The 23,689-nt window shown below is 62.2% G+C and carries 25 protein-coding genes and 1 tRNA gene; 22 read left to right on the top strand and 4 right to left on the bottom strand.

What is annotated here, in order from left to right; genetic code table 11:
• The first annotated feature begins 7 nt into the window (after nucleotides 1-7).
• The 5 genes from hscA (at nucleotide 8) to HPS01S_RS03755 (ending at nucleotide 4,277) form a co-directional block, all read left to right on the top strand.
• A complete protein-coding gene (hscA, locus tag HPS01S_RS03775; protein ID WP_066151394.1) occupies nucleotides 8-1,879 on the top strand; it encodes a Fe-S protein assembly chaperone HscA in 1,872 nt (623 codons plus the stop codon).
• A 4-nt stretch (nucleotides 1,880-1,883) separates the two neighbouring features.
• Nucleotides 1,884-2,222: an ISC system 2Fe-2S type ferredoxin gene (fdx, locus tag HPS01S_RS03770; RefSeq protein WP_066151390.1), complete on the top strand. Its 339-nt coding sequence runs from the start codon at nucleotides 1,884-1,886 to the stop codon at nucleotides 2,220-2,222.
• Nucleotides 2,222-2,938 (top strand): DNA polymerase III subunit epsilon, encoded by a 717-nt coding sequence (gene dnaQ / locus HPS01S_RS03765; RefSeq protein ID WP_174545228.1) that lies wholly within the window; start codon nucleotides 2,222-2,224, stop codon nucleotides 2,936-2,938. The genes fdx and dnaQ overlap by 1 nt, the downstream gene beginning before the upstream one ends.
• A 91-nt stretch (nucleotides 2,939-3,029) precedes the next feature.
• Nucleotides 3,030-3,104: transfer RNA gene (locus tag HPS01S_RS03760), tRNA-Val, on the top strand.
• 60 nt (nucleotides 3,105-3,164) lie between these two features.
• On the top strand, nucleotides 3,165-4,277 hold the full coding sequence (locus HPS01S_RS03755) for an NAD(P)/FAD-dependent oxidoreductase (RefSeq protein WP_066151386.1): 1,113 nt from the start codon (nucleotides 3,165-3,167) through the stop codon (nucleotides 4,275-4,277).
• On the opposite strand, the gene HPS01S_RS03750 is transcribed toward HPS01S_RS03755, so the two are convergent.
• Nucleotides 4,278-5,357, bottom strand: a complete 1,080-nt coding sequence (locus HPS01S_RS03750; protein WP_066151383.1) for a quinone-dependent dihydroorotate dehydrogenase — start codon at nucleotides 5,355-5,357, stop codon at nucleotides 4,278-4,280.
• A gap of 40 nt (nucleotides 5,358-5,397) precedes the next feature.
• Here HPS01S_RS03750 and rpiA point away from each other — a divergent pair, with 40 nt between their 5' ends.
• Nucleotides 5,398-6,069 (top strand): ribose-5-phosphate isomerase RpiA, encoded by a 672-nt coding sequence (rpiA, locus tag HPS01S_RS03745; protein ID WP_066151381.1) that lies wholly within the window; start codon nucleotides 5,398-5,400, stop codon nucleotides 6,067-6,069.
• 37 nt (nucleotides 6,070-6,106) lie between these two features.
• Here the strand turns inward: rpiA and HPS01S_RS03740 are convergent, their stop codons facing one another.
• The 3 genes from HPS01S_RS03740 to HPS01S_RS03730 all read right to left on the bottom strand — a co-directional run bounded on the left by HPS01S_RS03740 (nucleotide 6,107) and on the right by HPS01S_RS03730 (nucleotide 9,424).
• Nucleotides 6,107-6,769, bottom strand: coding sequence for a glutaredoxin family protein (locus tag HPS01S_RS03740; protein ID WP_066151378.1), 663 nt, complete (start codon nucleotides 6,767-6,769; stop codon nucleotides 6,107-6,109).
• A gap of 36 nt (nucleotides 6,770-6,805) precedes the next feature.
• Nucleotides 6,806-8,887, bottom strand: a complete 2,082-nt coding sequence (locus HPS01S_RS03735) for a M3 family metallopeptidase (protein WP_066151376.1) — start codon at nucleotides 8,885-8,887, stop codon at nucleotides 6,806-6,808.
• Between the two features lie 66 nt (nucleotides 8,888-8,953).
• The gene (locus HPS01S_RS03730; protein WP_066151374.1) at nucleotides 8,954-9,424 is read right to left on the bottom strand and encodes a YhbY family RNA-binding protein; all 471 of its coding nucleotides are present in this window, start codon (nucleotides 9,422-9,424) and stop codon (nucleotides 8,954-8,956) included.
• Nucleotides 9,425-9,478: 54 nt separating this feature from the next.
• On the opposite strand from HPS01S_RS03730, the gene HPS01S_RS03725 reads away from it, so the two are divergent.
• From HPS01S_RS03725 to HPS01S_RS03665, 16 genes are all read left to right on the top strand, one after another.
• Nucleotides 9,479-10,150, top strand: a complete 672-nt coding sequence (locus HPS01S_RS03725) for an RlmE family RNA methyltransferase (RefSeq protein WP_066151794.1) — start codon at nucleotides 9,479-9,481, stop codon at nucleotides 10,148-10,150.
• A 116-nt stretch (nucleotides 10,151-10,266) separates the two neighbouring features.
• Complete coding sequence (ftsH, locus tag HPS01S_RS03720) at nucleotides 10,267-12,183, top strand: ATP-dependent zinc metalloprotease FtsH (protein ID WP_066151372.1); 1,917 nt, start codon at nucleotides 10,267-10,269, stop codon at nucleotides 12,181-12,183.
• 68 nt (nucleotides 12,184-12,251) lie between these two features.
• Nucleotides 12,252-13,094 carry a dihydropteroate synthase gene (gene folP, locus HPS01S_RS03715; protein WP_066151370.1) on the top strand — a complete coding sequence of 281 codons (843 nt, stop codon included), beginning with the start codon at nucleotides 12,252-12,254 and terminating at the stop codon, nucleotides 13,092-13,094.
• A 158-nt stretch (nucleotides 13,095-13,252) separates the two neighbouring features.
• Nucleotides 13,253-14,263: a lytic transglycosylase domain-containing protein gene (locus tag HPS01S_RS21420; RefSeq protein WP_157576080.1), complete on the top strand. Its 1,011-nt coding sequence runs from the start codon at nucleotides 13,253-13,255 to the stop codon at nucleotides 14,261-14,263.
• Nucleotides 14,264-14,273: 10 nt separating this feature from the next.
• Nucleotides 14,274-14,651, top strand: a complete 378-nt coding sequence (locus HPS01S_RS21415) for a TrbC/VirB2 family protein (protein ID WP_084397013.1) — start codon at nucleotides 14,274-14,276, stop codon at nucleotides 14,649-14,651.
• Between the two features lie 21 nt (nucleotides 14,652-14,672).
• Nucleotides 14,673-14,990, top strand: coding sequence for a VirB3 family type IV secretion system protein (locus HPS01S_RS03710; protein ID WP_066151369.1), 318 nt, complete (start codon nucleotides 14,673-14,675; stop codon nucleotides 14,988-14,990).
• 51 nt (nucleotides 14,991-15,041) lie between these two features.
• Nucleotides 15,042-17,537: a VirB4 family type IV secretion/conjugal transfer ATPase gene (locus HPS01S_RS03705; RefSeq protein ID WP_084397012.1), complete on the top strand. Its 2,496-nt coding sequence runs from the start codon at nucleotides 15,042-15,044 to the stop codon at nucleotides 17,535-17,537.
• A gap of 61 nt (nucleotides 17,538-17,598) precedes the next feature.
• The gene (locus HPS01S_RS03700) at nucleotides 17,599-17,994 is read left to right on the top strand and encodes a hypothetical protein (RefSeq protein WP_066151367.1); all 396 of its coding nucleotides are present in this window, start codon (nucleotides 17,599-17,601) and stop codon (nucleotides 17,992-17,994) included.
• 40 nt (nucleotides 17,995-18,034) lie between these two features.
• Nucleotides 18,035-18,592, top strand: a complete 558-nt coding sequence (locus tag HPS01S_RS03695) for a hypothetical protein (RefSeq protein WP_157576078.1) — start codon at nucleotides 18,035-18,037, stop codon at nucleotides 18,590-18,592.
• Between the two features lie 49 nt (nucleotides 18,593-18,641).
• A complete protein-coding gene (locus HPS01S_RS03690; RefSeq protein ID WP_157576076.1) occupies nucleotides 18,642-19,004 on the top strand; it encodes a hypothetical protein in 363 nt (120 codons plus the stop codon).
• 22 nt (nucleotides 19,005-19,026) lie between these two features.
• Nucleotides 19,027-19,614: a hypothetical protein gene (locus HPS01S_RS03685; RefSeq protein ID WP_066151361.1), complete on the top strand. Its 588-nt coding sequence runs from the start codon at nucleotides 19,027-19,029 to the stop codon at nucleotides 19,612-19,614.
• Nucleotides 19,559-20,047, top strand: a complete 489-nt coding sequence (locus HPS01S_RS21705; protein ID WP_157576074.1) for a hypothetical protein — start codon at nucleotides 19,559-19,561, stop codon at nucleotides 20,045-20,047. Before HPS01S_RS03685 ends, HPS01S_RS21705 begins: the two co-directional genes overlap by 56 nt.
• The gene (locus HPS01S_RS21700) at nucleotides 20,044-20,661 is read left to right on the top strand and encodes a hypothetical protein (protein WP_157576072.1); all 618 of its coding nucleotides are present in this window, start codon (nucleotides 20,044-20,046) and stop codon (nucleotides 20,659-20,661) included. Before HPS01S_RS21705 ends, HPS01S_RS21700 begins: the two co-directional genes overlap by 4 nt.
• Nucleotides 20,662-20,774: 113 nt before the next feature.
• Nucleotides 20,775-22,292 carry a type IV secretion system protein gene (locus HPS01S_RS03675; protein WP_169803929.1) on the top strand — a complete coding sequence of 506 codons (1,518 nt, stop codon included), beginning with the start codon at nucleotides 20,775-20,777 and terminating at the stop codon, nucleotides 22,290-22,292.
• 52 nt (nucleotides 22,293-22,344) lie between these two features.
• Nucleotides 22,345-22,755 (top strand): TcpQ domain-containing protein, encoded by a 411-nt coding sequence (locus HPS01S_RS03670; protein ID WP_169803928.1) that lies wholly within the window; start codon nucleotides 22,345-22,347, stop codon nucleotides 22,753-22,755.
• A 7-nt stretch (nucleotides 22,756-22,762) separates the two neighbouring features.
• On the top strand, nucleotides 22,763-23,677 hold the full coding sequence (locus HPS01S_RS03665; protein ID WP_066151351.1) for a VirB8 family type IV secretion system protein: 915 nt from the start codon (nucleotides 22,763-22,765) through the stop codon (nucleotides 23,675-23,677).
• The last annotated feature ends 12 nt before the right edge of the window (nucleotides 23,678-23,689 follow it).

The following is a 23,689-nucleotide window of genomic DNA, read 5'->3' as shown; positions in this document are numbered from 1 at the left end:
TCCGTCCATGGCACTCCTGCAGATCTCCGAGCCCGGTCAGTCCCTCGACCCGCACCAGCGACGTGTGGCGGTGGGCATTGACCTGGGCACCACACACTCGCTGGTCGCAGCGGTCCGGCATGGCGTGGCCGAATGCCTGCCCGCGCTGGATGGCCGAGTCATCCTGCCCAGCGTGGTGCGCTACCTCGACCCTCAAACCGGAGGTGCAGGGCGTCAGATCGGGTTTGATGCGCTGGCCGCGCAAATTGGTGATCCGGCCAACACGGTCAGTTCGGTCAAGCGACTGATGGGCCGTCGCCGCGATCAGGTGGTCGACGTGGACAAGCTGTCCTACGCCGTGGTCGACGACAACGGCATGGCCGTGGTCGAGACCGTGGCCGGGCGCAAGACCCCGATGGAGGTGAGCGCGGAGATCCTCGCCACGCTGCGGTTCCGCGCCGAGGACAGCTTCGACGATGAACTGTTCGGCGCGGTGATCACCGTGCCGGCGTACTTCGACGACGCCCAACGCCAGGCCACCAAGGACGCGGCCCAGCTCGCCGGCATCAATGTGCTGCGGCTGATCAACGAACCGACCGCTGCCGCCATTGCTTACGGACTGGACAACGGCAGCGAGGGCGTCTACGCCATCTACGACCTGGGTGGCGGCACCTTCGACATCTCCATCTTGCGACTGACACGCGGCGTGTTCGAGGTCATGGCCACCGGTGGTGATTCGGCTCTCGGTGGTGACGACTATGACCAGGCGCTGGCCTCCTGGGTGCTGCAGCAGGCCGGCCTCGGCCCCGCGGCGGATGCGGCCGAACGCGCCGCATTGCATCGCGAGGCTCGGCGCGTGAAGGAGCAGCTCTCGGCGCATGCCGAAGTGATCTTCCGCGCCGAGATTGAAGGGATCGCTGTCGAACAGGCCGTGCGGCAAGAAGATTTCGAAGCCTGCACCGCAGAGCTGACGGCCCGCACCATGACCGCTGTGCGCAAGGTGCTTCGCGACGCAGGCGTGACCCGGGACGAGGTGCAGGGCGTGGTGATGGTGGGGGGCTCGACCCGCATGCCGGTGGTCCGCCGCGCTGTGGGCGAGTTCTTCGGCCGCGAGCCGCTGACCAACCTCAACCCGGACGAGGTGGTGGCGCTGGGTGCCGCCATCCAGGCCAACGCGCTGGCCGGCAACAGCCAGGACGGTGACCTGCTGCTGCTGGATGTGATCCCGCTGTCGCTGGGCATCGAGACCATGGGTGGGCTGGTCGAACGCATCGTGCCGCGCAACAGCACCATTCCCACCGCCCGTGCCCAGGACTTCACCACCTACCAGGATGGTCAGACCGCGCTGGCGCTGCACGTGGTGCAGGGCGAGCGCGATCTGGTGGCCGACTGCCGAAGCCTGGCGCGCTTCACGCTGCGCGGCATCCCGCCCATGGCGGCCGGTGCGGCGCGCATCCGCGTGACCTTCACCGTCGATGCCGATGGCCTGCTGTCGGTCAGTGCGAAAGAGCAGGGCAGTGGTGTCGAGGCGAAGATCGACGTCAAGCCGGCCTACGGCCTGTCGGACGAACAGATCGCTGCCATGCTGCAGGACAGCTTCAACACCGCCCAACAGGACATGGCTGCGCGGGCGCTGGTTGAGGCGCGCGTGGATGCCGACCGCATGATCGCCGCCACCCGCAGCGCGCTCGCCGCCGATGGCGACCTGCTGGACGTGGCTGAACGCGATGCCATCGACACCCTGATCAATACGCTGGCGGCAGTTTCGGCCGACGGCAGCGCCGCCGACATCGAAGCCGCCACGCAGGCGCTGGCCAAGGGCACCGAAGCCTTTGCGGCCCAGCGCATGAACCGAGGTATCCAGCAAGCTCTGGCCGGCCGCAAAGTCGAAGAAGTCTGAACCCATGCCCACGATCAAGATCCTCCCGCACCCCGAGTACTGCCCGCAGGGCGCCAGCGTCAGCGCGCCCCCCGGCACGTCGATCTGCGAAGCGCTGCTGGACAACGACATCAAGATCGAGCACGCCTGCGACATGAGCTGCGCTTGCACCACCTGCCACGTGGTGGTGCGCGAAGGCTTCAACAGCCTGGGCGAGCTCGATGAAGCCGAAGAAGATCTGCTCGACCGCGCCTGGGGTCTGGAGCCCAACTCCCGCCTGTCCTGCCAGGCCATCCTGGCGCAGCAGGATGTGACGATCGAGATTCCGAAGTACTCGATCAACCACGCCAAAGAGAACCACTGATGAGACAGATCGTTCTCGACACCGAAACCACCGGCCTGTCGGCGGAGAACGGTGATCGCATCATCGAAATCGGCTGTGTCGAGCTGCTCAATCGCAAACTCACCGGCAACAACCTGCACCACTACATCAACCCCGAGCGCGACAGCCACGAGGACGCGCTCAAGGTGCACGGCATCAGCAACGAGTTTTTGCGTGACAAGCCCAAGTTCGCGCAACTGGCCGACGAGATCCTGGACTACCTCTCTGGCGCCGAGCTGATCATCCACAACGCGCCGTTCGACATCTCCTTCCTCAACAAGGAGCTGGAGCGGCTGGGCCGCAAGCCGATCAAGGCCTACATCGACGGGGTGATCGACACCCTGGTGATGGCCAAGGAGATGTTTCCGGGCAAGCGCAATGGCCTGGATGCGTTGTGCGACCGCCTGGGCGTGGACAACTCCAGCCGCACGCTGCACGGGGCCTTGCTCGATGCCGAACTGCTGGCCGATGTCTACATCAACATGACTCGGGGCCAGGATGCCCTGATTGTTGAAGAGGGCATCCCGACCGAGGTGAGCCTTGGGGAAGAGCTGGTGCAGGTCGACCTGAGCCGCTTGGAGCTGCCGGTGCTGACCGCCAACGAGCAGGAAGCGGCTGCCCATGACGCCGTGCTCGCGGATATCGACAAGGCCTGCAAAGGCAAAACCCTGTGGCGCCAACTCGCTCCCGCTGTCTGATTTTGGGCGGTCGTCGGAAAATGGAAAATATCAGGCTATAATGCGAGGCTTCCGAACAATCGGATCTGATGACAAGTCAGGCAAGATTTTCGGGCGGTTAGCTCAGTGGTAGAGCACTGCCTTCACACGGCAGGGGTCGCAGGTTCGAACCCTGCACCGCCCACCAGTCAAAGCCCCGAGCGAACGCTCGGGGCTTTTTCTTTTTGGCAGCCGATGGAGACGGGCCATGGACCAGGTGGATGTGTTGGTGATCGGCGCCGGCGTGGTTGGGCTGGCGGTGGCCCGGGCGCTGGCGCTGTCCGGGCGCGAGGTGCTGGTGCTCGAGCGTGAAGCGGGTATCGGCATGGGCACAAGCTCTCGCAACAGCGAAGTCATCCATGCCGGGATCTACTACCCGACAGGCTCGCTCAAGGCGCAACTGTGCGTGCGGGGACGTGCGCAGCTGTACGCATACTGCTTGGAGCGAGGCATTGCCCATCGCCGTTGCGGCAAGCTGATCGTTGCCCATACGCCTTCTCAGGTCGCCGGTTTGCCGGACATCATGGCCAGGGCGCGCGCCAACGGTGTGGACGATCTTGTGTTGCTCGGCGCCGACGAAGCCCGCGCGCTGGAGAGTCGCCTGCACTGTGCGGCGGCCTTGCTGTCGCCCTCTACGGGCATTGTCGACAGCCACGGGTTGATGCTCGCGCTGCAAGGCGATCTGGAAAATGCGGGTGGTATGGTGGTCTGTCACAGCGTCGTTGACGAAGTCGCTGCGACCGGTGGGCAGTTCGTGGTCCGGACCGCCGATGGCACAGAACTTCAGGCGACAACGGTGGTGAATGCCGCCGGTCTCGACGCCTGTGCCGTGGCGTCGCGGACGACCGGGCTGGACCGCGTGCATGTGCCTCGCGCGAGGTACGCCAAAGGCAACTACTTCACGCTCGCGGCCGGGCGTTCACCGTTCGAGCGATTGATCTACCCGGCGCCCGAGCCGGCGCAACACCTGGCCGGGCTGGGCGTCCACCTCACCATCGACCTGGGCGGGCAGGCGAAGTTCGGTCCCGACGTTCAGTGGACCGACGATCCTGAGGATCTGGTGGTGGACCCGGCGCGAGGCGATGCCTTTTATGCCGAGGTGCGCAAATACTGGCCCGAACTGCCGGACGGTGCCCTACAGCCGGGCTATGCGGGCATGCGGCCCAAGATCAGCGGACCCGACGAGCCCGCGGCGGATTTCCGCATCGACGGGCCGGCCGTGCATGGCCTGCCCGGCCTGGTCAACCTGTTCGGTATCGAGTCGCCGGGCCTGACCAGCTGCCTGGCGATTGCCGAGCGGGTGGTCAGCCTGTTGCGCTGATCAGCGGGCTTCCTTGAGGGCCTGCGCGGCCTCGCGCACCAGGGCGGACCCCTTGTAGATCAGACCGGTGTAGATCTGCACCAGATCCGCGCCCGCCCGCACCTTGCTGACGGCATCGTCGCCGCTGAGCACGCCGCCCACACCGATGATGGGAAACCCCTCGCCCAGCGAACCGCGCAGCAACCGGATGACCCTGTTGCTGGCCGCCAGCACCGGTGCTCCCGAGAGTCCGCCAGCCTCTTCGGCATGGGCCAGCCCCGCCACCGCATCGCGGCTGAGCGTGGTGTTGGTTGCGATCACGCCCAGCCGCTGGTTGGGCTGGCCTGCGGTGTCGCTGCCGTAGCGCAGAAGGGTGGCTGCGATCACCCCGATCTGCGTCTCGTCCAGATCGGGCGCAATCTTCAGGAACACCGGCGCTTGCTTGCCATAGCGCTGTGCGAGCAGCTCGCGCCGTTCCATGACCGCGCCCAGCAAGGCATCCAGAGCCTCGTCGCTCTGCAGGCTGCGCAGGTTCTTGGTGTTGGGGCTCGAAATGTTGACCGTCACGTAGTCGGCGTGCGGGTACACGCCATCGAGACAGGTGAGGTAGTCGCTGGTGGCCTGCTCGATGGGAGTGGCGGCGTTTTTGCCGATGTTCAGTCCCAGCAGCATGGGCGATGTGCCACCTTTGCTGCGAAACCGCGCTTTCTGCACATTGGTCACAAAGGCAATCAGTCCTTCGTTGTTGAAGCCCAGCCGGTTGATCAGCGCGTTGCGTTCGGGGATGCGGAACAAGCGCGGCCTGGGGTTGCCCGGCTGGCCCTTGGGGGTGACGGTGCCGACCTCCACAAAGCCGAAGCCCATGGCCGACAGCCCGTCGATGCAGCGTGCGTTCTTGTCCAGTCCGGCGGCCAGACCCACACGGTTCGGGAATCTCAGGCCGGCCACCGTCACCGGGTCGTCGATGCGCGACTCGCTCCAGAGGCAGCTCAGGGGCGAGTGCTGGAAGCGCGCGATGTTGTCGAGCGTCAACTCGTGCGCAGTTTCAGGGTCCAGACCGAAGAGAAGCGGGCGGGTGAGCGCGTAGGGCAGAAGTGACATCGGATAATCAACAAATTCGCGTAAACCCTGATTCTCTCAAATGACCCAAGACGAACTCAAAGCCCTGGTCGGCCAGGCCGCCCTTCAGTACGTGACCCCGGGTGAAGTGGTCGGTGTCGGCACCGGCTCAACGGTCAACAAGTTCATTGATGCGCTGGCTGCCATCAAAGGCAGCATTCCCGGAGCGGTATCCAGTTCGGAAGCTTCAACCGCCCGCCTCAAGGCGCTGGGCATTCCTGTGCTGGAGGCGTCCGCAGTCGAGGGGCTTTCGGTCTACATCGATGGTGCCGACGAGATCGACGCAAAAGGCTACATGGTCAAGGGCGGCGGTGCCGCACTGACGCGCGAGAAGATCGTGGCCGCGATGTCCAGGCGCTTCGTCTGCATCGCCGACGAGTCCAAGATGGTGCCGGTGCTGGGGGCTTTCCCGCTGCCGGTCGAGGTGATTCCGATGGCGGCTGCCCGTCTGGCTCGCCAGTTTGACGGGCTGGGCGGTTCCGCCAGGCTGCGCATCAAGGATGGCCAGCCCCTGGTGACCGACAACGGTCAGCACATCCTGGATGTCACCGGTTTGAAGATCAGCGATCCGCTGGCTTTCGAGAGCGAGGTCAACCAGTGGCCTGGCGTCGTGACCGTGGGGGTTTTTGCCCACCAGAAAGCCAGCGTGTGCCTGCTCGGTACCCCGGGCGGGGTGCGCACACTGACGTTCTGACCAGCAGCGGGGCCAGAGGGCGACTGCCCCCGGTTTCTCAGAAGCGGATGCCGCTGGGATTGCTGGCCGGCGGCGTCACCGGGACTTCCGCGGGTGTATCGGCAGCGGGTTGACCGGCGGGCGTTCTGGTGGCGGGCGCCGCAGCCGGTTTGGCCTCGACCAGCGGGGTGGCTGCTTCGCGACGGTAGCTGGGGGGCAGCACCGACTTTTTCGGGTAGCCGGCCGCATCCAGGTACTGGCCCCACTCGGTGGCCGAATAGCCCTTGAGCTGTTGTCCTCCGACGGTCAGCAGCGGCAGGCTGGTGGCGCCGCTCAGTCGCTTGAAGGCGGCCACGTCGTCGCTGCTGTTGACGGTTTTTTCAGCAAAGGGAATGCCCCGCGTGCTCAGGAAGTTGCGGCCACTGTCGCAGGGCGAGCAGTCGGCGCCGGTGTAGAGGGTCACGGGATAGCGGCTCGCTGCCTGACGAACCTCAACCGGCAGCGTGGGTGCGGCCGATCCCGCTGAGCTGGCCCCGTCGACTGGGCGGGCGTTGGTCGCAGCCGGTGGTGGCTGGTCGGAATAGGTGACTTTGCCATCAGGCCCCACGATCCGGTAGACGCCTTGGGCAGAAGCAAGCGGAGCGACCAGCATGCCTGCGAGTGCGACTGCGGGAGCGAGCTTCGATACAGAGAAGATCGAGTGGCGGCAGAAGGAGCGCATGTCGTTTGTCCTCGGAAGAGATCGGATGAAGGCGGGTCAGGCCATGCCCTGGTGGCGCAGCAGCGCATCCAGGCCGGGTTCGCGGCCGCGGAAGGCCTTGAACGACTCCATGGCCGGGCGGCTTCCTCCCGCCTCGAGAATGGCTTCACGGTAGCGGCGGCCCGTGGCCACGTCCAGCGTGCTGTGACCACTGGCGCGCGCAGCTTCCTCGAAGGCCGAGTAGGCGTCGGCCGAGAGCACCTCCGCCCACTTGTAGCTGTAGTACCCAGCGGAATAGCCGCCTGCAAAGATGTGGCTGAAGGTGTGCGGCGTGCGGCTGTAGGGCGGTGGCTGCAGCACCGCGACCTCATCGCGGACCTGCGACAGCAGCGCCAGGATGTCCTCGCCGCTTGACACGGGGGCAGGCTGGCTGTGCAGCAGCATGTCGAACAGGGAGAACTCGACTTGGCGCAGCGTCTGCAGCCCGCTCTGGAAGTTTTTGGCCGCCAGCATCTTGTCGAACAGGTCGCGCGGAAGGGGTGCACCGGTGTCCACGTGCGACGTCATGTGCTTGAGAACGTCCCATTCCCAGCAGAAATTCTCCATGAACTGGCTGGGCAGTTCGACCGCGTCCCATTCGACACCGCTGATGCCAGACACGTCGCGTTCGTTGACACGCGTGAGCATGTGGTGAAGGCCGTGACCGAACTCGTGGAACAAGGTGATCACGTCGTCGTGCGTGAGCAGGGGGGGCTGCCGGACTCCATTGACCTCGACGCCTTCGGCGAAGTTGCAGACCAGGTGCGCCACGGGCGTCTGCACGCTGCCGTCGTCCGGTCGCAGCCAGCGGGCCCGCACATCGTCCATCCAGGCGCCACCGCGTTTGCCGTTGCGGGCCGCGGGGTCGAGGTAGAACTGGCCGACAAGTTCGGGTCCGGTCGCAGTCCGGCGTTCGATGCGGTAGAACTCCACCAGCGGGTGCCAGACCGGGGCGATGTCCCGGCGGATGCTCACCTCGAACAAGGTTTCGACGATCTGGAAAAGGCCCGCCAGCACCTTGGGCGCGGTGAAGTAGGGCTTGATCTCCTGGTCGCTGAAGGCGTAACGGGCTTCCTTGAGCTTTTCGCCGATGTAGGGCCAGTCCCAGGGCTGTGGATCGCTGATCCCCAGTTCCTGGGCGGCGAACTCCCGCAAATCCTTCACATCCTGCTCGGCGTACGGGCGGGCCTTGCGGGCCAGATCGCGCAGGAAACCGATCACCTGTTCGGGCGATTCCGCCATCTTAGGCACCAGTGAGACATCGGCGAAGTGGCGATGTCCCAGCAACTGGGCCTCCTCGTGGCGCAGCGCCAGCAGCTCGGCCATGATGGTCGTGTTGTCGAAGCGGGTGGCGTCGCCCTCGGCCTGGTCGCTGGCGCGCGTCACGTAGGCGCGGTAGAGCTTTTCCCGCAAAGCGCTGCTGCGGGCAAACTGCATCACAGGCAGGTAGCAGGGCATCTTGAGGGTGAGTTTGTGATCGGCCTGGCCGTCTGCCTGGGCCGCCGCGCGCGTGGCCTGCTGCACATCCGCCGGCACCCCTTCGAGGTCTTCTGGTGACACGTACAGACTGAAAGAGTCGGTGGCGTCCAGTGCGTTTTCGCTGAACTTCTGGGCGAGTTCGGCCTGTCGTTCCTGCAGCCAGGCGAACCGCTGCTTGGCCTCTCCTTGCAACTCGGCACCGCCCAGAACGAATCCACGCATGGCGTTGCGGTGGGCCTGTGCCTGCTCAGGGTTCAACCGGGAGACGTCCATGGCCTTGTACTTGGCATACAGACGCTCGTCGGCACCCAGCCGCGTCCAGAATTCCGTCACGCGGGGCAGCGCTTCGTTGTAGGCAGCCCGCAACTCGGGTGTGTCGGCCACGCTGTTGAGGTGTCCGACTGCACCCCAGGCGCGCGACAGTCGCTCGGTGGACACGTCGAGCCGGGCAGACAAGGCGCTCCAGTCCGCAGGAAACTCCGGCGCCGTGACGTTCTCCAGGGCGGCATCGGCTTCCTTCAACAGGGCATCGATGGCGGGCGCCACGTGGGAAGGGGCGATGGCATCGAACCGCGGCAGTGCGGAGAAATCGAGCAGTGGGTTGTCAGCGACGGTGTTCATGCAACTCAGTAGGGGCTCGGGACAGAAAGTTCAATGGCCTGGGCGGCTGGAACCCGGAACACCGGCTCAGCGGGCGCTTTTCTTGATGCTCTTCTTGAGCACCTTGGCGCGCTTGACCTGGCCGCCGGGAGTCAGTCGCTGGTTGCCCAGCACCCGAACCACCTTGACTTCGGGCTTCTGGCCTCCGCGCTTGCTGAACTTGAGCACCTTCACATCGCGTGGCCCGGGCATGCGGTCTTCATCGGCCACTTTCTGCTTCTCCGGAACCGGGCGCCACAGTACCAGCAGCTTACCGATATGCTGGATGGGGGCTGCCTCCAGCTCGTCGGCCAGCGTCTGGAGCATGGCCTCGCGGGATGGGCGGTCGTCGCTGAACACTCGGATCTTGATCAGGCCGTGGGCCTTGAGCGCTGCGTCCACCTCCTTTTTGACGGCGGCGGTCAGTCCGTCTCCGCCAACGAGAACGACGGGATCGAGATGGTGCGCCTCGGCGCGGTGCACCTTGCGCTGTGCGGGCGTGAGTTGGATCTGGGGCATGGGACAATTATCGTTTACACAGCGGCGGCTCACAGCCCCGGTTTCGCCATGGGCATGAAAGTCAAGACTCAGAGCAAGAAGGTCAACAAGGCGTGGCTGAACGAGCACGTCAACGATCCGTATGTGCGTCTGGCCCAGAAAGAGGGTTACCGGGCACGGGCGGCCTACAAGCTCAAGGAGATCGACGAAACCCTGGGGCTTATACGCCCGGGTGACGTGGTGGTCGATCTGGGTTCGGCGCCCGGCGCCTGGAGCCAGTATGTGCGCCGGCGCCTGAGCCCGGGTGGCGCCGCTGTCGGCGAGTTGCACGGACAGATCATCGCGCTGGACCTGCTGCCCATGGAACCCGTCGAAGGCGTGCGCTTCATCCAGGGCGACTTTCGCGAGAGCGAAGTACTGGCCGCGCTGGAGCAGGCACTGGCCGACCGTGGGGTGAAGGCGGTCGATGTCGTGGTGTCCGACATGGCGCCGAATCTCTCGGGCATCGGGTCGGCAGACGCCGCGCGCATCGAGGATCTGGTTGGCCTTGCGGTGGACTTCGCCAGTCAGCACCTCAAGCCCGATGGTGCCCTGGTCGCCAAGCTGTTCCATGGCGGGGCTTACGACCCCTTGGTGGCTCTGTTCCGCAAGACATTCAAGGTCGTCAAGCCCTTCAAGCCCAAGGCGTCAAGGGACAAGTCCTCTGAAACCTTTTTGGTGGGCATGGGTCTGAAAAGCCCGAGTTGATCAATAAATACTAACCATTTCATTGGCGTTGCCTCCCTAAATGTCAAGTCCCTGATGGCTTGAAACACCTAAAATGGCCTCAACATGCCTGTATCCGTTCTAGTCAGGAGCCGACCTTGAACAACCAGTGGTTCTCGAAGATTGCCGTGTGGATGGTGATCGCCATGGTGCTTTTCACCGTCTTCAAGCAATTCGATGGCCGCGCGACGGCCGGGGCCGGTTATGTCGGCTATTCCGAGTTTCTGGATCAGGTGAAGGCACAGCAGATCAAGCAGGCCACCATCCAGGAGGGCCAGGGCGGTACCGAAATCGTGGCGGTCACTCACGATGACCGGCGCATCCGCACCACCGCCACCTACCTTGACCGCGGTCTGGTGGGTGACCTGATCAACAACAACGTCAAGTTCGACGTGCGTCCGCGCGAAGAAGGCTCGTTGCTGATGACCCTGCTGGTCAGCTGGGGGCCGATGCTGCTGCTGATCGGCGTGTGGATCTACTTCATGCGCCAGATGCAGGGCGGTGGCAAAGGTGGTGCCTTCAGCTTTGGCAAGAGCAAGGCCCGCATGCTCGACGAAAACAACAACACCGTGACTTTTGCCGACGTTGCAGGGTGCGACGAAGCCAAGGAAGAGGTCAAGGAGGTTGTGGACTTCCTGAAGGACCCCCAGAAATTCCAGAAGCTGGGCGGCCGCATTCCGCGCGGGCTGTTGCTGGTCGGTCCTCCGGGCACCGGCAAGACACTGCTGGCCAAAGGCATTGCCGGCGAAGCCAAGGTGCCCTTTTTCAGCATCTCGGGCTCTGACTTTGTTGAAATGTTTGTCGGCGTGGGTGCTGCCCGCGTGCGCGACATGTTCGAGAACGCCAAGAAGAATGCCCCCTGCATCATCTTCATCGACGAAATCGACGCCGTCGGTCGTCAGCGTGGTGCTGGCCTGGGTGGTGGCAACGATGAGCGCGAGCAGACGTTGAACCAGATGCTGGTCGAGATGGATGGTTTCGAGACCAATTTGGGCGTTATCGTGGTCGCAGCCACCAACCGTCCGGACATCCTGGACGCCGCCCTGCTGCGCCCGGGCCGTTTCGACCGGCAGGTCTACGTGACGCTGCCCGACATCCGTGGTCGCGAGCAGATCCTGAACGTGCACATGCGCAAGGTTCCGCTGGGCACCGACGTGAACGCCAGCGTGATCGCACGTGGCACGCCCGGCATGAGCGGTGCCGACCTGGCCAACCTCTGCAACGAGGCCGCCCTGATGGCCGCCCGCCGCAACGCGCGCGTGGTCGAGATGCAGGACTTCGAGAAGGCCAAGGACAAGATATTCATGGGTCCCGAGCGCAAGAGCATGGTGATGCCCGAGGAGGAGCGCAAGAACACGGCTTATCACGAAGCTGGGCATGCCCTGATTGGCAAGCTGCTGCCCAAGTGTGATCCGGTGCACAAGGTCACGATCATCCCGCGCGGCCGGGCACTGGGTGTGACCATGAGCCTGCCGGCGCAGGACCGCTACAGCTACGACAAGGACTACATGCTGAACCAGATCAGCATGCTGTTCGGTGGCCGCATCGCGGAGGAGGTGTTCATGAACCAGATGACCACGGGCGCTTCCAACGACTTCGAGCGTGCCACCTCAATCGCCCGCGACATGGTGATGCGCTACGGCATGACCGACGCGTTGGGCCCGATGGTCTACGCTGAAAACGAGGGCGAGGTGTTCCTGGGCCGTTCGGTCACCAAGACCACCAACATGAGTGAGCAGACCATGCAGAAGGTGGATGCCGAGGTACGCCGCATCATCGATGCCCAGTACAAGCTGGCGCGTGACCTCATCGAGGAGCACAGCGACAAGATGCACGCCATGGCGACGGCCTTGCTGGAGTGGGAAACCATTGATGCCGACCAGATCGACGACATCATGGCTGGCAAGCCTCCGCGCCCACCCAAGGACTGGACGCCGCGAAACCCCTCTGTGGGAGGCGGTGGCAGTGGGGGGACGCCTGCCGTGACCACGGACACGGCTCCGACAGCTGCCTGAACAGCGGTTTCTGCCAATTTGTTTTTTGCGGGGCCCCTTGGGCCCCGTTTTCGTTCAGCGAGCCTTCAATGCAGTGGATCACCTCCCGCTTCGTCATCGACCTGGATGTGCCCAAGGTCATGGCCATCATTAACGTGACCCCTGACTCATTTTCCGATGGGGGACAGCACGACAGCACCTCTTCGGCACTGAGGCATTGCGAGCAGGTGCTCAAGGAGGGAGCTCACATCCTCGACATCGGAGGGGAGTCGACCCGGCCGGGCAGCCCAGCAGTTCCTCTGGAGGCCGAGCTCGAACGGGTCATTCCTGTCGTGCGGGAAGCGGTGAAACTGGGGGTGCCGGTATCGGTGGATACCTATAAGCCGGAAGTCATGCAATCGGTGTTGGACCTTGGGGCAGACATCGTGAACGACATCTGGGCACTGCGGCGGGCCGGTGCCGTTGACGTCGTGGCGGCCCATCCCCGTTGCGGAGTCTGCCTGATGCACATGCATCGCGATCCTCAGACGATGCAGGTCGCGCCCATGGAAGGACGTGTGCTGGCTCCAGTACTGCAATTCCTTGGCGATCGGGCCGCTTCATTGGGGGCCAAAGGCGTGCGCCGAGAGCGGATCGTGCTGGACCCCGGCATTGGTTTTGGCAAGTCGGTGCAGCAGAACTTTGAACTTCTGGCGGAGCAATCCGCATTGGGTCAACTGCCGTACCCTTGGCTCGTGGGTTGGTCTCGCAAGTCGTCGCTGGGTGCTGTCACCGGACGAGCGGCTCCAGTCGAACGTATGTCTGCCAGCGTGGTTGCGGCTGTACTGGCTGTAGAGCGTGGTGCCTCGGTGGTTCGCGTCCACGATGTCAGAGACACGGTCGATGGACTGGCCGTATGGCAGGCGATGATCGCGGCGACTGGCACAGCCTGAAGTCGCAACAAAGTGTGTATCCCTTGCTTTGGGGGAGAAACTAACTAGTACGCAAGTTACAATGCGCGCCTGCCAAAAAAATATTCAGGAGGAAGTGGCAGCAGGTCTGACGCAAACGCGAAACAGCGTGGTCAGGCCTGCGCGCCCGCGCAGCCGTCATGCTGGATTGTCCGGATCTCGCGGTACCCTGGGAGGTGATGCAACACGTCGTGCACGTGGAGTCATCGCGCAATCCGTTCGCCATTGGGGTGGTGGACGGATATTTGGCGCGCCAGCCCAAGAACCTTGAAGAAGCCCTGGCCACCGTGCGCCAGCTCAAGGACGAGGGCTACAACTTTTCCGTCGGCATCTCGCAGGTCAATCGCTACAACCTAGCGAAATACGGCCTCAAGACCTACGAACAGGCGTTCGAGGTCTGCCCCAACCTGCAAGCGGGCTCCCGCATCCTCAGAGAGTGTTACGACCGTGCCCAGGACTGGGGCAAGGCGTTCAGTTGTTATTACTCGGGCAACTTTGCCACGGGTTTTCAGCACGGGTATGTGCAGAAGGTGTTTGCGTCCATGCGCAAAGCGAGCAGCGAGTCTGCCACCGCTGGTCCCATTCGCATCATTTCCAACCGACCCCGGCTCCGCAAGACGCTGCCACCAGACGCCGTTCCGGTCACAAACCAAGAGGGCTTGGGAGTTGCTCAGTCTGGGGCTGCTCTTCGTGCTGAAGCAGGTGGCGCTTCCGGAATGAGCACGGCAGAAAGCCGGCCGGCCATTCCCGTTCCGGGGCCGGGAGCGGTGGTGTCTCAAGCGTCGAGCGAACACCTTGACCGCAACAAGGTTGGCATCGGGCAGATACCGACCCAGCTGGTAGGGGTTAACGGCGAGCCTTACCAGACCAAACAGTTGCCGGCGCGGCAACCACCGCCAGCCGTGCCTGGCAATGCCTTGCCCCTTCCTGATCCCTTTCTGACACCGGAATCGTCGCGGGATACAGCCCTTGCTGCCCCTTTGCGAGGTGGAGTGTCTCGCGTCACGTTGCCTCGCAAGGGTGGCCCCATCGTTCATGGTGAGGCGCCGGGATCGGTCGCGAGGCCGGCGGCGTCTTCTTCCCTGTCTCCCCCCAGTGGAGGAGTTGGAAAAGCGCCGGGCGAGTCGGCTGATCAATCATTTGTTTTTTAAAGGAGGAAGTATGAAGAGTTTTTCAGAATTTAAATTGAAGTCGGGTTTTGAGCGTCAGTTGATGATCACTGTATTGCTTGGAATAGCCCTGGTGACGATAATTCCTGATGTGTCTGCGCAGACCTTTGCGGATGCCTGTGACAAGGTGACTGGATTCTTTGCGCAATTCGAGACCATTCTCAGAGTGGCTTCCGTCTCAATTGTCACAATTGCCGTGGTTTTTGCAGGGTATCAGATCGCATTCGCGCACAAGCGCCTCTCAGATGTAGCACCTATCCTGATTGGTGGGTTGTTGATTGGTGGGGCTGCCACTATTGCGGGTTGGTTTGTCGGAGACTGGGTGCCTAATGAAGGTGCATCTACAACCTGTGGCGCTCAAAGCGAATAGCGTATCGCATGCGGCATTTGTATGCACAAGGATGTTTTGTTCCGGGGCTGCACCCGCCCCCCCATGATTTTGGGGGTTCCGTATGTCCCGTTTCTAGTCGGAGCGGGGCTCCCCCTGCTGCTGGCGATGTACATCTCTCTCTATATCTTGCTATTAATTCCGTTGACGATATTTGTCATGCGAATGATGGCCAAGCGGGACGAGATGATATTTCGCTTGGTTGGATTGCATCTGGTGTTCCGGTTTTTGCCTCGCAATGTTGGTCAATACGGAGGGGCTTGGGCGTTCGGGCCGGCTGGCAAGGTGGAGCGTCGGAAGCTGATGACTCCTTACCAGTGAATCTGGTTGTCGCCATTTCTGGTCGTTCCGGGTAACAAACTGCTTTCGCACATGTCGCTCTTTTCTCCCGACGCTGACTACAGCAACTTCATCCCTTTCAGCACCCATGTGGATGCCCATGTGGTGAAGTCGCGCGAGGGTGACTACATGGTCACCTGGCTGCTCTGCGGCTTTCCGTTCGTTGGGCGTGAGGACTGGGAGCTGGAGCACCGGCACAAGGCGTTCAACAACCTGCTGCAAAGCCTGCGGGCGCCTGATTTCGAGAACGTGGCCTTCTGGGCCCACGACATTCGGCGCCGCAGGCCGATCAAGGCCGAGGCGCGCTTTCCCCACAGGTTCAGCCAAGAGCTGCACGACAAGTACATCGAACGCCTCTCCAGCAAACGGTTGATGCAGAACGAGCTGTACCTGACCATGGTGTACCGGCCCGTGGTCAGTGGGAAGAAGTTCGCGGCGCTCTCGCGCGACATCGAGGTCCTGCGCAAGGAGGAGAAGGCCTACCTCGAGAAGATCTACGAGCTGGTGGGCAACGTCGAAGCTCTCCTCCAGGACTACTCGCCGTACCGCCTGGGGCTTTACGAGAGCACGCACAAGCAGGTGTTCTCCGAGAACCTCGAGTTCTTCGGCTACCTCATCAACCATGTGGATGAACCCGCGCCGGTTCTGCCAGCACCCATCTACAACTACCTGCCGACGAGCAAGCACCTGTTCTCGACGGGGAGCGGTGATTTCGCTGTTCGCACCGCCAATGGCGACAACTATTTCGGAGCCATCCTCAACATCAAGGAATACGCCGACAGTTCCTGGCCGGGCATTCTGAATGGTCTGAAGTACCTCGAGTTCGAGTACATCGTTACCCACTCCTTCACCCCCATGAGTCGGTACGACTCCATGAAGGCTTTGGAGCGGACGAAGGGAGCCATGCTCTCGTCCGAAGACAAGGCGGTGAGTCAGATCGTGGAGCTGGACTTCGCCATGGACCAACTGGCCTCGGGCAATTTCGTGCTCGGCCAATACCACTTCAACATGGCCATCTTTGCGGCCAGCCAGGACGAGCTGTACAGCCACATCGCACAGGCCCGCGCACAGCTGTCAGGTGCCAGCTTCGTGACCGTGAAGGAGGATGTGGCTGTGCCCGCGGCTTTCTATGCGCAGTTGCCTTGCAACTGGCGCTTCCGCCCGCGCATTGCCAATCTCAGTTCACTGAACTTCCTGGGCCTGAGTCCGTTGCACAACTTCGCTACCGGAAAGCCCAACTTCAACCCTTGGGGGCCGTCGGTCAGCATCCTTCAGACGCTGAACAATCAGGCCTACCACTTCAACTTCCACGCCACCAAGCCGCATGAGTACTCGCTGGGCGAGAAGGCCATTGCCAACACAATGGTGATCGGGAAGTCGGGTACCGGCAAGACGGCGCTGATCAACTTCCTGCTGGCGCAGGTGCAGAAGATCGATCCGGAGCCGATGATTTTCTTTTTTGACAAAGACCGCGGCGCCGAGATATTCATCCGCGCCTGCGGCGGTCGCTACTTCACCCTGGAAAAGGGGCGTCCGACCGGCTTCAACCCCCTCCAGTGCGACAACACGCCGGAGAACGAGCAGTTCCTCGTGGAGTTGCTGCAGACGCTGTGCGGCAAGGAGAAGTACGCCGCCACCGAGCAGGAGGATCTGATACGTGCAGTGCGTGCCATCCTGGACACGCCGGTGCACCTGCGCACTATGACCAACCTGCAGAAGAGCCTGCCCAACATGGGCGAGAACAGCCTCTTCGAGTGCATCTCGGTCTGGTGCAAGGGCGGCCCGTTTGCCTGGGTGTTCGACAACCCCAAGGACAACATCGACTTCTCAGGCTCCAACATCATTGGCTTCGACTACACCGAAGTCATTGAGGACTCCAAGACCCGCGAGCCCATCATCCAGTACCTACTGCACCGGATGGAAAGCCTCATTGACGGGCGCCCGTTCATCTATGTGATGGACGAGTTCTGGAAGGTGCTTGAGGGCAAAGGCGGTCTGAAGGACTTCGCCAAGAACAAGCAGAAGACCATCCGGAAACAGAACGGCCTGGGCATCTTCGCCACCCAGAGTCCTCAGGACGCGCTCAACAGCGACATATCGGCCGCACTCATAGAGCAGACCGCGACGCTGATCCTTCTGCCCAACCCCAACGCCGACCCCAAGGACTACCTTGAGGGGCTCAAGCTCACCCGGGCCGAGTTCGAACTGGTGGTGGGCCTGGACGAGCGCAGCCGGTGCTTCCTCGTCAAGCAGGGCCACAACGCCGTGCTGTGCCAGCTCAACCTCAATGGCATGGACGACGAACTCGCCGTGCTGTCGGGTTCATCGGACAACGTGGAGGTCTTGACGGCTCTGCTCGCGGAGCACCCCACGCCGCACCTGCCAGACACATGGCTGCCCGAATTCCACCTGCGTCGCAAAGGGTTGCGCACCCAGCGCAAGGCGCTCATGGCCAACAGCAATGAGTTTCTCAGGCATGCGCCAACAGCCGATCTGGAGGAGAGCAGCGAAGAGACGTTGCTGAGGTAGCGGGATACACAAGGGAGCAGAAATAAAGATGAAGCAAATCAGAACACCGACAACCACCGCCATGCACTTACTGACAGCACTCGTACTGGCGGGTGCCCCGCTGGCCGCTTCGGCGACTGCGGGGCAGTCCAACTGCGGAGGCCTGGCCCCCGAAGGCACCTCCACGGGGGGCGCTTTCTTTGACAACGACCTGCCGGCGGGGCAGGACGTGTTTTCCTTCTGTGCGTTTGGCTACCCGCCGCATTGCTGGGTGGGGGTGAACCCCATCGCCGGCACCTGGAAGATCGTCAACCAGTACTGCTTCAACCCCAAGTGGACCAGCAAGTACGAGCAGGTCTGCCCTCACGGTCGCCGCCCGGGGACCTGGAAGAGCCCGGGCAAGATGCCCTTTGACTACAAGGGCAAGGCCGGCGCACCGGATGGGCTGGAGGAGTGCCAGCACCTGATGGAAGAGTGACGGCGGCTTGCACCAAGAACAACAGATAGGAGGAAAACCAATGAGCACATCCACACGGGCCATGCGGGCCCTTGGCACGCTGGCTGCCGCCCTGATGCTGGCCACCGCCGCACACGCCGTCAATCTGCCCAAGCCACCAAGCCCACCGAAGCCCGGTGAGCAGCCTGAAATTCCCGACACCCAGATCCTCGACAAGCTGCCCGAAGGCACGGAAATGCCCGAGCCCGGGCAGGTCGGCGTGGTGGTCTCCTGCCTGCAAAAAGGCAACATGGACATCACCCGGCCCGGCCTGCCCTTGCTCAGCTGCTGGGAGAGTGCGACCACCGGCAGCGACGACGTGGAGGCCCTGCACAAGGCCTGCACCGTGCAGATGACGCCGATGAAGATCGACTCGACCCTCGTGCCGAAGTGCCCACCCAAGGCGCTGGGCACCTGCATCGGCGCCAAGAGCGGAGGTGCCGCCGACAGCGAAAAGTCCACCTCCAACCACTACCACTACACGCCGCAGACCTTGTTCGAGTGGCGCAAGAGCAAGAAGAACTGTGAGGCCTCGGGCGGCAAGTGGTACGGCTTGGGCAACAAGTCGCGCCTTTTCTGATGGGGCTTCCCCTTTTGACGCACCAACGCATATTCAAGGAGTGGATGGCATGAAAAGCAATGAAGGTAACGCAGCGATGCATGGGATGGCCCGCAGGGCCGCGATCAGACTGACCCTGGCGAGTGTCCTGGCGTTGGGCTTGTCTGCCTGTGGTGGTGGCGGTGATGACAGGTCTGAAGACTCCAAAGACCTGCGGGCGGCGTTGGACCGCTTGCAGGCGGGCATGACATACGACGAGGTGGTGGCTGCAGTGGGTTGGCAGCCGAATGAAGGCCCCGACAACTGGTCGCACGACGGTCGACTTTTGATGGTCACCTTTCAAACACCTGCCAATGCGAGCGAACGGCGCATTGCGGTCGCAGTTTTGGCAGGGCGGGCAGGGGAGCCAGAAATACATCGCCGTTATCAATGACGCAAGACCCAGAGCAAATGCAATGAAGAAACTCTTGTTTTTGAGCTCGATGCTGCTGTCGCAAGCGGCGCAGGCGCAATGGGCGGTGCTGGACGAAGCGGTGAGGGATCTCGTCCGTCGAATCAACAACGTTGGGGGGGCCACCGGCCAAATGGCCAATCTCTCGGCCACGTCCAATCTTGATATTGACTTTGCAACCGTCGCGGCGCAGAACCCAGAGCGGTTCATTGGCACGGCCGCTGACTGTGGCGACCGCCAGCTCAACCAGCAGCACTACAACGCCTGTATGGGCCTACGCAATCTGCGCCTGACCACGCTCAAGGAAACGGTGGACCTCGTGAACGTCATCGTGACGAGGGACGGACAAATCAAACGGGTGATTGATGACGGAAGAACCGTCGAGGACTCTGGGAAGCTGCAGCGCCTCCAGTTCGAGCTGATCGGCCTGCAGACGCGCATGCAGAACGACGCGATGAAGCTTCAGGCGCTGCACTTCGGCTACAAGCGGCGAGAAAAAGCCCACGAGATGCAAATGGCAGAAGCGCGCAATGTGATTGGCACGTCGTCCATTACTGGACCCGCTGGGCGGGCAATCTGCGCAATGGTTTGAATATTTTTTTCTCAATCAGCAGCATTTTATTGAAGGAGTGAGTTTCATGTTTGTTCGATGTGACCAAGGTTTGAAACAGACAAAGAGGTCCTTTGTTAAGGTTCGTCTCGCTTTGGCTGCTGTGCTGTCTGCCAGTCTGGCTGCTTGTGGCGGCGGTGGTGGGGGGGATGGTTCTGATGATGTGGACTTGCGGGCGGCGTATGACCGGATTAATCAGAATTGCATGACATATGCGGATGTTGATGGAGCGGTTGGACGCTCTCCAGATGAGGTGCCACATGCTTTCTTGCGGCGCTGGAGATCTGGCAATCAGACCCTAACGGCCACCTTCGCAGTATTAAGTTCCGGTGGGTATGTCTCGAATGGGGTCGATTGGGATGAGGTGCCGGGTGGTGAGCTTGAGCGGAATTTTGATCCCAATAAATGCGAGTGAGTATGAAGACTTTTTTGTTGCTGTTCTCTTTGCTTTTGTCAGCAAATTCCAACGCCCAGTGGGCTGTCTATGATGATGCTGTCAAACTCGAAGTTGAGAAGATCAATAGGGTTCGGAATGCTGCGGTTGATAGGCTTGCTGATTTTGAAAGATTTGAGGGTCTTGATGTTGATTTTTCGAAATTAACTTCTTTGACCGAGGCGGAGAAGGATAGATATGTCGGAACTAAAGAAGACTGCGGGGATCAGCGGCTAAATGTTAAACACTATGAGGCTTGCCAGGGTTTGCGAAACCTGCGCCTCCAAACCCTGAAGCAAAGCCAGAGCGTGTTGGCTGTGCTCGATAGGCGTCGCAGATCCATTGATAAATTGATAGCGGATGCTCGCAGTATTCCAAATGAGTCCGGGGTTATGCAGCGATATCACTTTGAGCTTCAAGGTCTGCATGTGCAAATGCAATCAGATGCATTCAAGCTGCAAGTCCTGATGGACGGTTACAAGCAGCGAGAAAAAGCCTACGAGATGCAAATGGCAGAAGCACGACGAGTGTCTGACACCCGACCCAACTCGCTCATCAATCTTGGTGCGGTGCCTTTCGTGCCACCGCCGAGATAGCGAGGTGCTTTGATTGAAATCACTTCCAGAGTTTGCACATGCCTTGTAGTACCGCCGCGCTTCCCGCATTTCTGGTGACCGCCCTCACTGGCTTGGACAACCGGTACGTTGCCATGGTCAACGATGCCGTGTTCGTCTGCAGCGTTCGCGAGTATTTGATCGACGACATGTTGATCGGTACCTATCGTGAGTTGGTGGCCGCCAAGTTGGCTACTGCGCTGGCCTATATGTCCACGACGCTCGTGACCATCTGGGTGGCTTACCAGGGGTTCATGATCATTTCCGGGGCCAACCGCCAACCCATTCTGGGGCTCGCCTACAAGACAGGGAAGATGGTGTTGATCCTGTCGCTGGTCGCACTGGTGGCTCGGAACTCACCGGTGATTGCCGACACCGTGCTGGATTTTCAGGAACTGGTCACGGCGGTCGTGGTGGACGAGGGGACCGACGTCTACCGCACGATTGACATCAACCTGGCGCTGGCCCAGGTGTTCAATGCCCTGATTGACGGTTTTGTAGGGGGCGCTCAGGCGAACGCAGAGGGCAAGTCTCTGACCCAGATGGCCGGTCTGGTCGGCCAGAGTGGACCGGCCATGCTGGTGTCGGTGATGGCGATCATGGCGGAGATCTCCATCACGCTGGCCATCATGCTGGCGCCTTTGTTCCTGTTTTTCCTGCTGTTCCAGCAGACCGCGGCCATGTTCTGGAGCTGGGTGAAGTTCCTGCTCGGAACGATGTTTTCGCTGGCGGTGTTGGCACTGGTCTCGGGCATCTTGCTGAAGATGATGATGATGTACGGCGCCACCGTGCTCGCCGGCTTCTTCCTCAATGCGTCGGCCCTTGGCAGTGTGGTGTCGGTGGACGTTGGTGGGAGCGCGATGCGAATGGCCATGCTCGGGGCGCTGTCGACTGCGTTGCTGGTGATGATCCCGCCGCTGATCATGCAGTTCTTCAACTCCGGGGCCTCTTTTGCAGCGGGCGCCATGATGGGGGCCATGGGCGGTGGGGCGGCCGCCGGCGGCGTGGTGGGCCTGGCCAACGCGATGGGCGGGCAGCAGCAGCCGGCTGGTGTTGGTGCTTCGTCCGGCGGCTCGGGCGCACGCCTTGAGACCTCTCGGGAAGGGGCTGGTGTCGCAACTGAAAGCCCCGCCACCCGCAATACCCAGATGGCTCTTCAACGCACCGGCGTTTTCGGGTCGGCAGGCGCAGGCGAACGCCTGTCTTATGGCACATCTCCCGCGCCTGGCAGTTTGGGCGTGGCCAGCCGGGTACCCGAATCTCAGGGGTTGGCGTTTCTTCGGCAGAAGCAGAGCAGCGACGAGTTCCGCGATCCAGGCAACGCTTCCTCTTCCAGGCCGGTTGAGGTTGAAAGCGCTGAGAGCACATCGGTGCAGCCCCCGGTGGCCGACCTGACCTACGACGCGACACGGGGGGTGTACGTCGGCGCTGGCACCGAGGCTGCCTTGGCCGGCGACGCTGGCAAGGGGGGGCGGCTGAAGGTTTCTCAGGGCGAAGGCGATACCTCTGTTCATCGTGGCAACCAAGGCCCTGTTGCTACAAGCAATGGAGCTCCGGCAAGGCCGCGTGTGCCATTCGGAGCGCCTGCAGACAAGCCCCTAAAGCAGAGCTGACGATGCCGATTCGAAATGACCAATGAGTGACTACGAGATGACCAATACAAACATGACCAAGGGACGGATGACACGTGTACTGGGGGCCTTGTTGCTGGCAGGCTTGCTGCAAGCCTGCGCAGCGCCCAAGCCCATCGACATTTCCGACAGCTGGAAGCCGGTGAACACGCTGGCCGCCAAGCCGCAGGAGATTCCGCTCAAGGAAGAAAACGAGCTGCCGCGGTTCCAGATGCTGCCGACCGATGCCACGCTGCGCCACATGCTGGAGCGCTGGGCCAAGGAGAACGGGGGTGCGCTGGACTGGCAGTACCCCAGCGACCTGACCCTGGTGTCGGGCCTGGAGTCGGTCAAGGACAACAACCTGCAGCGCGCCCTCAACGCGGTGAGGCGCAACTACGCGGCGCAGAAGCTGCGCATCCAGGTGTCGGCCAGCCGGTCGATGCTGGTCACCAAGATGCCCTGAGGACGGTATGGCTTTGTTCAAGCGCGAGGTGTCCGAGGCCTCGCAGGAAATCCTCAAGAAGTCGATGGACTTCGAGTCCAACGTGATCTCGATGGTCAAGCGCAGCGAGCGCAGGGCCTGGATCGTCGCGGGTGCGTCCATGGTGCTGACCTTGATGCTGGGTGGGGCGATTGCCTACATGCTGCCGCTCAAGGAAAAGGTGCCGTACCTGGTGACGGTCGACCTCAAGCGCAGCACCAGCACCGTGTCACCGCTGCGCGACAACATCGCCGCCACGGGCATCTACGCCAGCGAGGCGCTCAACCGCAGCCATGTCGCCCGCTTCGTGCAGGCACGCGAGGGCTACGACTACGACACCATCAACGAGCACGACTGGGAGTACGTCGCGTCGATGTCCAACGACCAGGTCAAGGGCCTTTTCGTGCAGCAGTTCGACGGCACGGCCAACAGCCCCGAGAAGAAGTGGGGCCGCAACGCCGCGATCCGGGTGAAGGTCAACAGCATCGTGTTCAACGGGCTGGACGAGGAGCGCGGTGCCCGGCCGACCGGGGCCACGGTGCGCTTCGAGAAGTGGAAGTTCGACAAGACCAATGGGCGCAGCGAGTACCTCAGCAGCCACGTGGCCACGATGAGCTATGAATACAAGACCAACCTCAAGATGAGCGACCACCTGCGGTTGCGCAATCCGCTGGGGTTCCAGGTGACCTCGTTCCGGGTGGATGACGAGTTCAACGCGCCGATGTTCAAGGCGGGTCAGCCGGACAAGGGCATCCCGCTGCTGACAGAGGACGAGGGTGTGATGCACCGCGGCGCCGACGCGCAGGATGCGCCGTCTGCGGTGGTGCCGGCAAGTGCCCTGCCCGCCCAGCCTTCGCTGCCCGCACTGCCCGGCGCTCCTGCGACACCAGCCCCGGGCCAGTAGTGGCCTGAGCCA

It is taken from the genome of Hydrogenophaga pseudoflava NBRC 102511, assembly GCF_001592285.1.
In the GTDB taxonomy this organism is placed as follows: Bacteria; Pseudomonadota; Gammaproteobacteria; order Burkholderiales; family Burkholderiaceae_C; genus Hydrogenophaga; species Hydrogenophaga pseudoflava.
The sequence above is the reverse complement of the archived record's forward strand: the minus strand, read 5'-3'. Positions and strand labels throughout refer to the sequence as shown.

What these genes read in the sequence shown, in the direction of transcription:
- hscA (WP_066151394.1), top strand. Translation starts at nt 8, where the DNA reads ATGGCACTCCTGCAGATCTCCGAGCCCGGTCAGTCCCTCGACCCGCAC.
- fdx (WP_066151390.1), top strand. Translation starts at nt 1,884, where the DNA reads ATGCCCACGATCAAGATCCTCCCGCACCCCGAGTACTGCCCGCAGGGC.
- dnaQ (WP_174545228.1), top strand. Translation starts at nt 2,222, where the DNA reads ATGAGACAGATCGTTCTCGACACCGAAACCACCGGCCTGTCGGCGGAG.
- HPS01S_RS03755 (WP_066151386.1), top strand. Translation starts at nt 3,165, where the DNA reads ATGGACCAGGTGGATGTGTTGGTGATCGGCGCCGGCGTGGTTGGGCTG.
- HPS01S_RS03750 (WP_066151383.1), bottom strand. Translation starts at nt 5,357, where the DNA reads ATGTCACTTCTGCCCTACGCGCTCACCCGCCCGCTTCTCTTCGGTCTG.
- rpiA (WP_066151381.1), top strand. Translation starts at nt 5,398, where the DNA reads ATGACCCAAGACGAACTCAAAGCCCTGGTCGGCCAGGCCGCCCTTCAG.
- HPS01S_RS03740 (WP_066151378.1), bottom strand. Translation starts at nt 6,769, where the DNA reads ATGCGCTCCTTCTGCCGCCACTCGATCTTCTCTGTATCGAAGCTCGCT.
- HPS01S_RS03735 (WP_066151376.1), bottom strand. Translation starts at nt 8,887, where the DNA reads ATGAACACCGTCGCTGACAACCCACTGCTCGATTTCTCCGCACTGCCG.
- HPS01S_RS03730 (WP_066151374.1), bottom strand. Translation starts at nt 9,424, where the DNA reads ATGCCCCAGATCCAACTCACGCCCGCACAGCGCAAGGTGCACCGCGCC.
- HPS01S_RS03725 (WP_066151794.1), top strand. Translation starts at nt 9,479, where the DNA reads ATGAAAGTCAAGACTCAGAGCAAGAAGGTCAACAAGGCGTGGCTGAAC.
- folP (WP_066151370.1), top strand. Translation starts at nt 12,252, where the DNA reads ATGCAGTGGATCACCTCCCGCTTCGTCATCGACCTGGATGTGCCCAAG.
- HPS01S_RS21420 (WP_157576080.1), top strand. Translation starts at nt 13,253, where the DNA reads ATGCTGGATTGTCCGGATCTCGCGGTACCCTGGGAGGTGATGCAACAC.
- HPS01S_RS21415 (WP_084397013.1), top strand. Translation starts at nt 14,274, where the DNA reads ATGAAGAGTTTTTCAGAATTTAAATTGAAGTCGGGTTTTGAGCGTCAG.
- HPS01S_RS03710 (WP_066151369.1), top strand. Translation starts at nt 14,673, where the DNA reads ATGCACAAGGATGTTTTGTTCCGGGGCTGCACCCGCCCCCCCATGATT.
- HPS01S_RS03705 (WP_084397012.1), top strand. Translation starts at nt 15,042, where the DNA reads ATGTCGCTCTTTTCTCCCGACGCTGACTACAGCAACTTCATCCCTTTC.
- HPS01S_RS03700 (WP_066151367.1), top strand. Translation starts at nt 17,599, where the DNA reads ATGCACTTACTGACAGCACTCGTACTGGCGGGTGCCCCGCTGGCCGCT.
- HPS01S_RS03695 (WP_157576078.1), top strand. Translation starts at nt 18,035, where the DNA reads ATGAGCACATCCACACGGGCCATGCGGGCCCTTGGCACGCTGGCTGCC.
- HPS01S_RS03690 (WP_157576076.1), top strand. Translation starts at nt 18,642, where the DNA reads ATGAAAAGCAATGAAGGTAACGCAGCGATGCATGGGATGGCCCGCAGG.
- HPS01S_RS03685 (WP_066151361.1), top strand. Translation starts at nt 19,027, where the DNA reads ATGAAGAAACTCTTGTTTTTGAGCTCGATGCTGCTGTCGCAAGCGGCG.
- HPS01S_RS03675 (WP_169803929.1), top strand. Translation starts at nt 20,775, where the DNA reads ATGGTCAACGATGCCGTGTTCGTCTGCAGCGTTCGCGAGTATTTGATC.
- HPS01S_RS03670 (WP_169803928.1), top strand. Translation starts at nt 22,345, where the DNA reads ATGACCAAGGGACGGATGACACGTGTACTGGGGGCCTTGTTGCTGGCA.
- HPS01S_RS03665 (WP_066151351.1), top strand. Translation starts at nt 22,763, where the DNA reads ATGGCTTTGTTCAAGCGCGAGGTGTCCGAGGCCTCGCAGGAAATCCTC.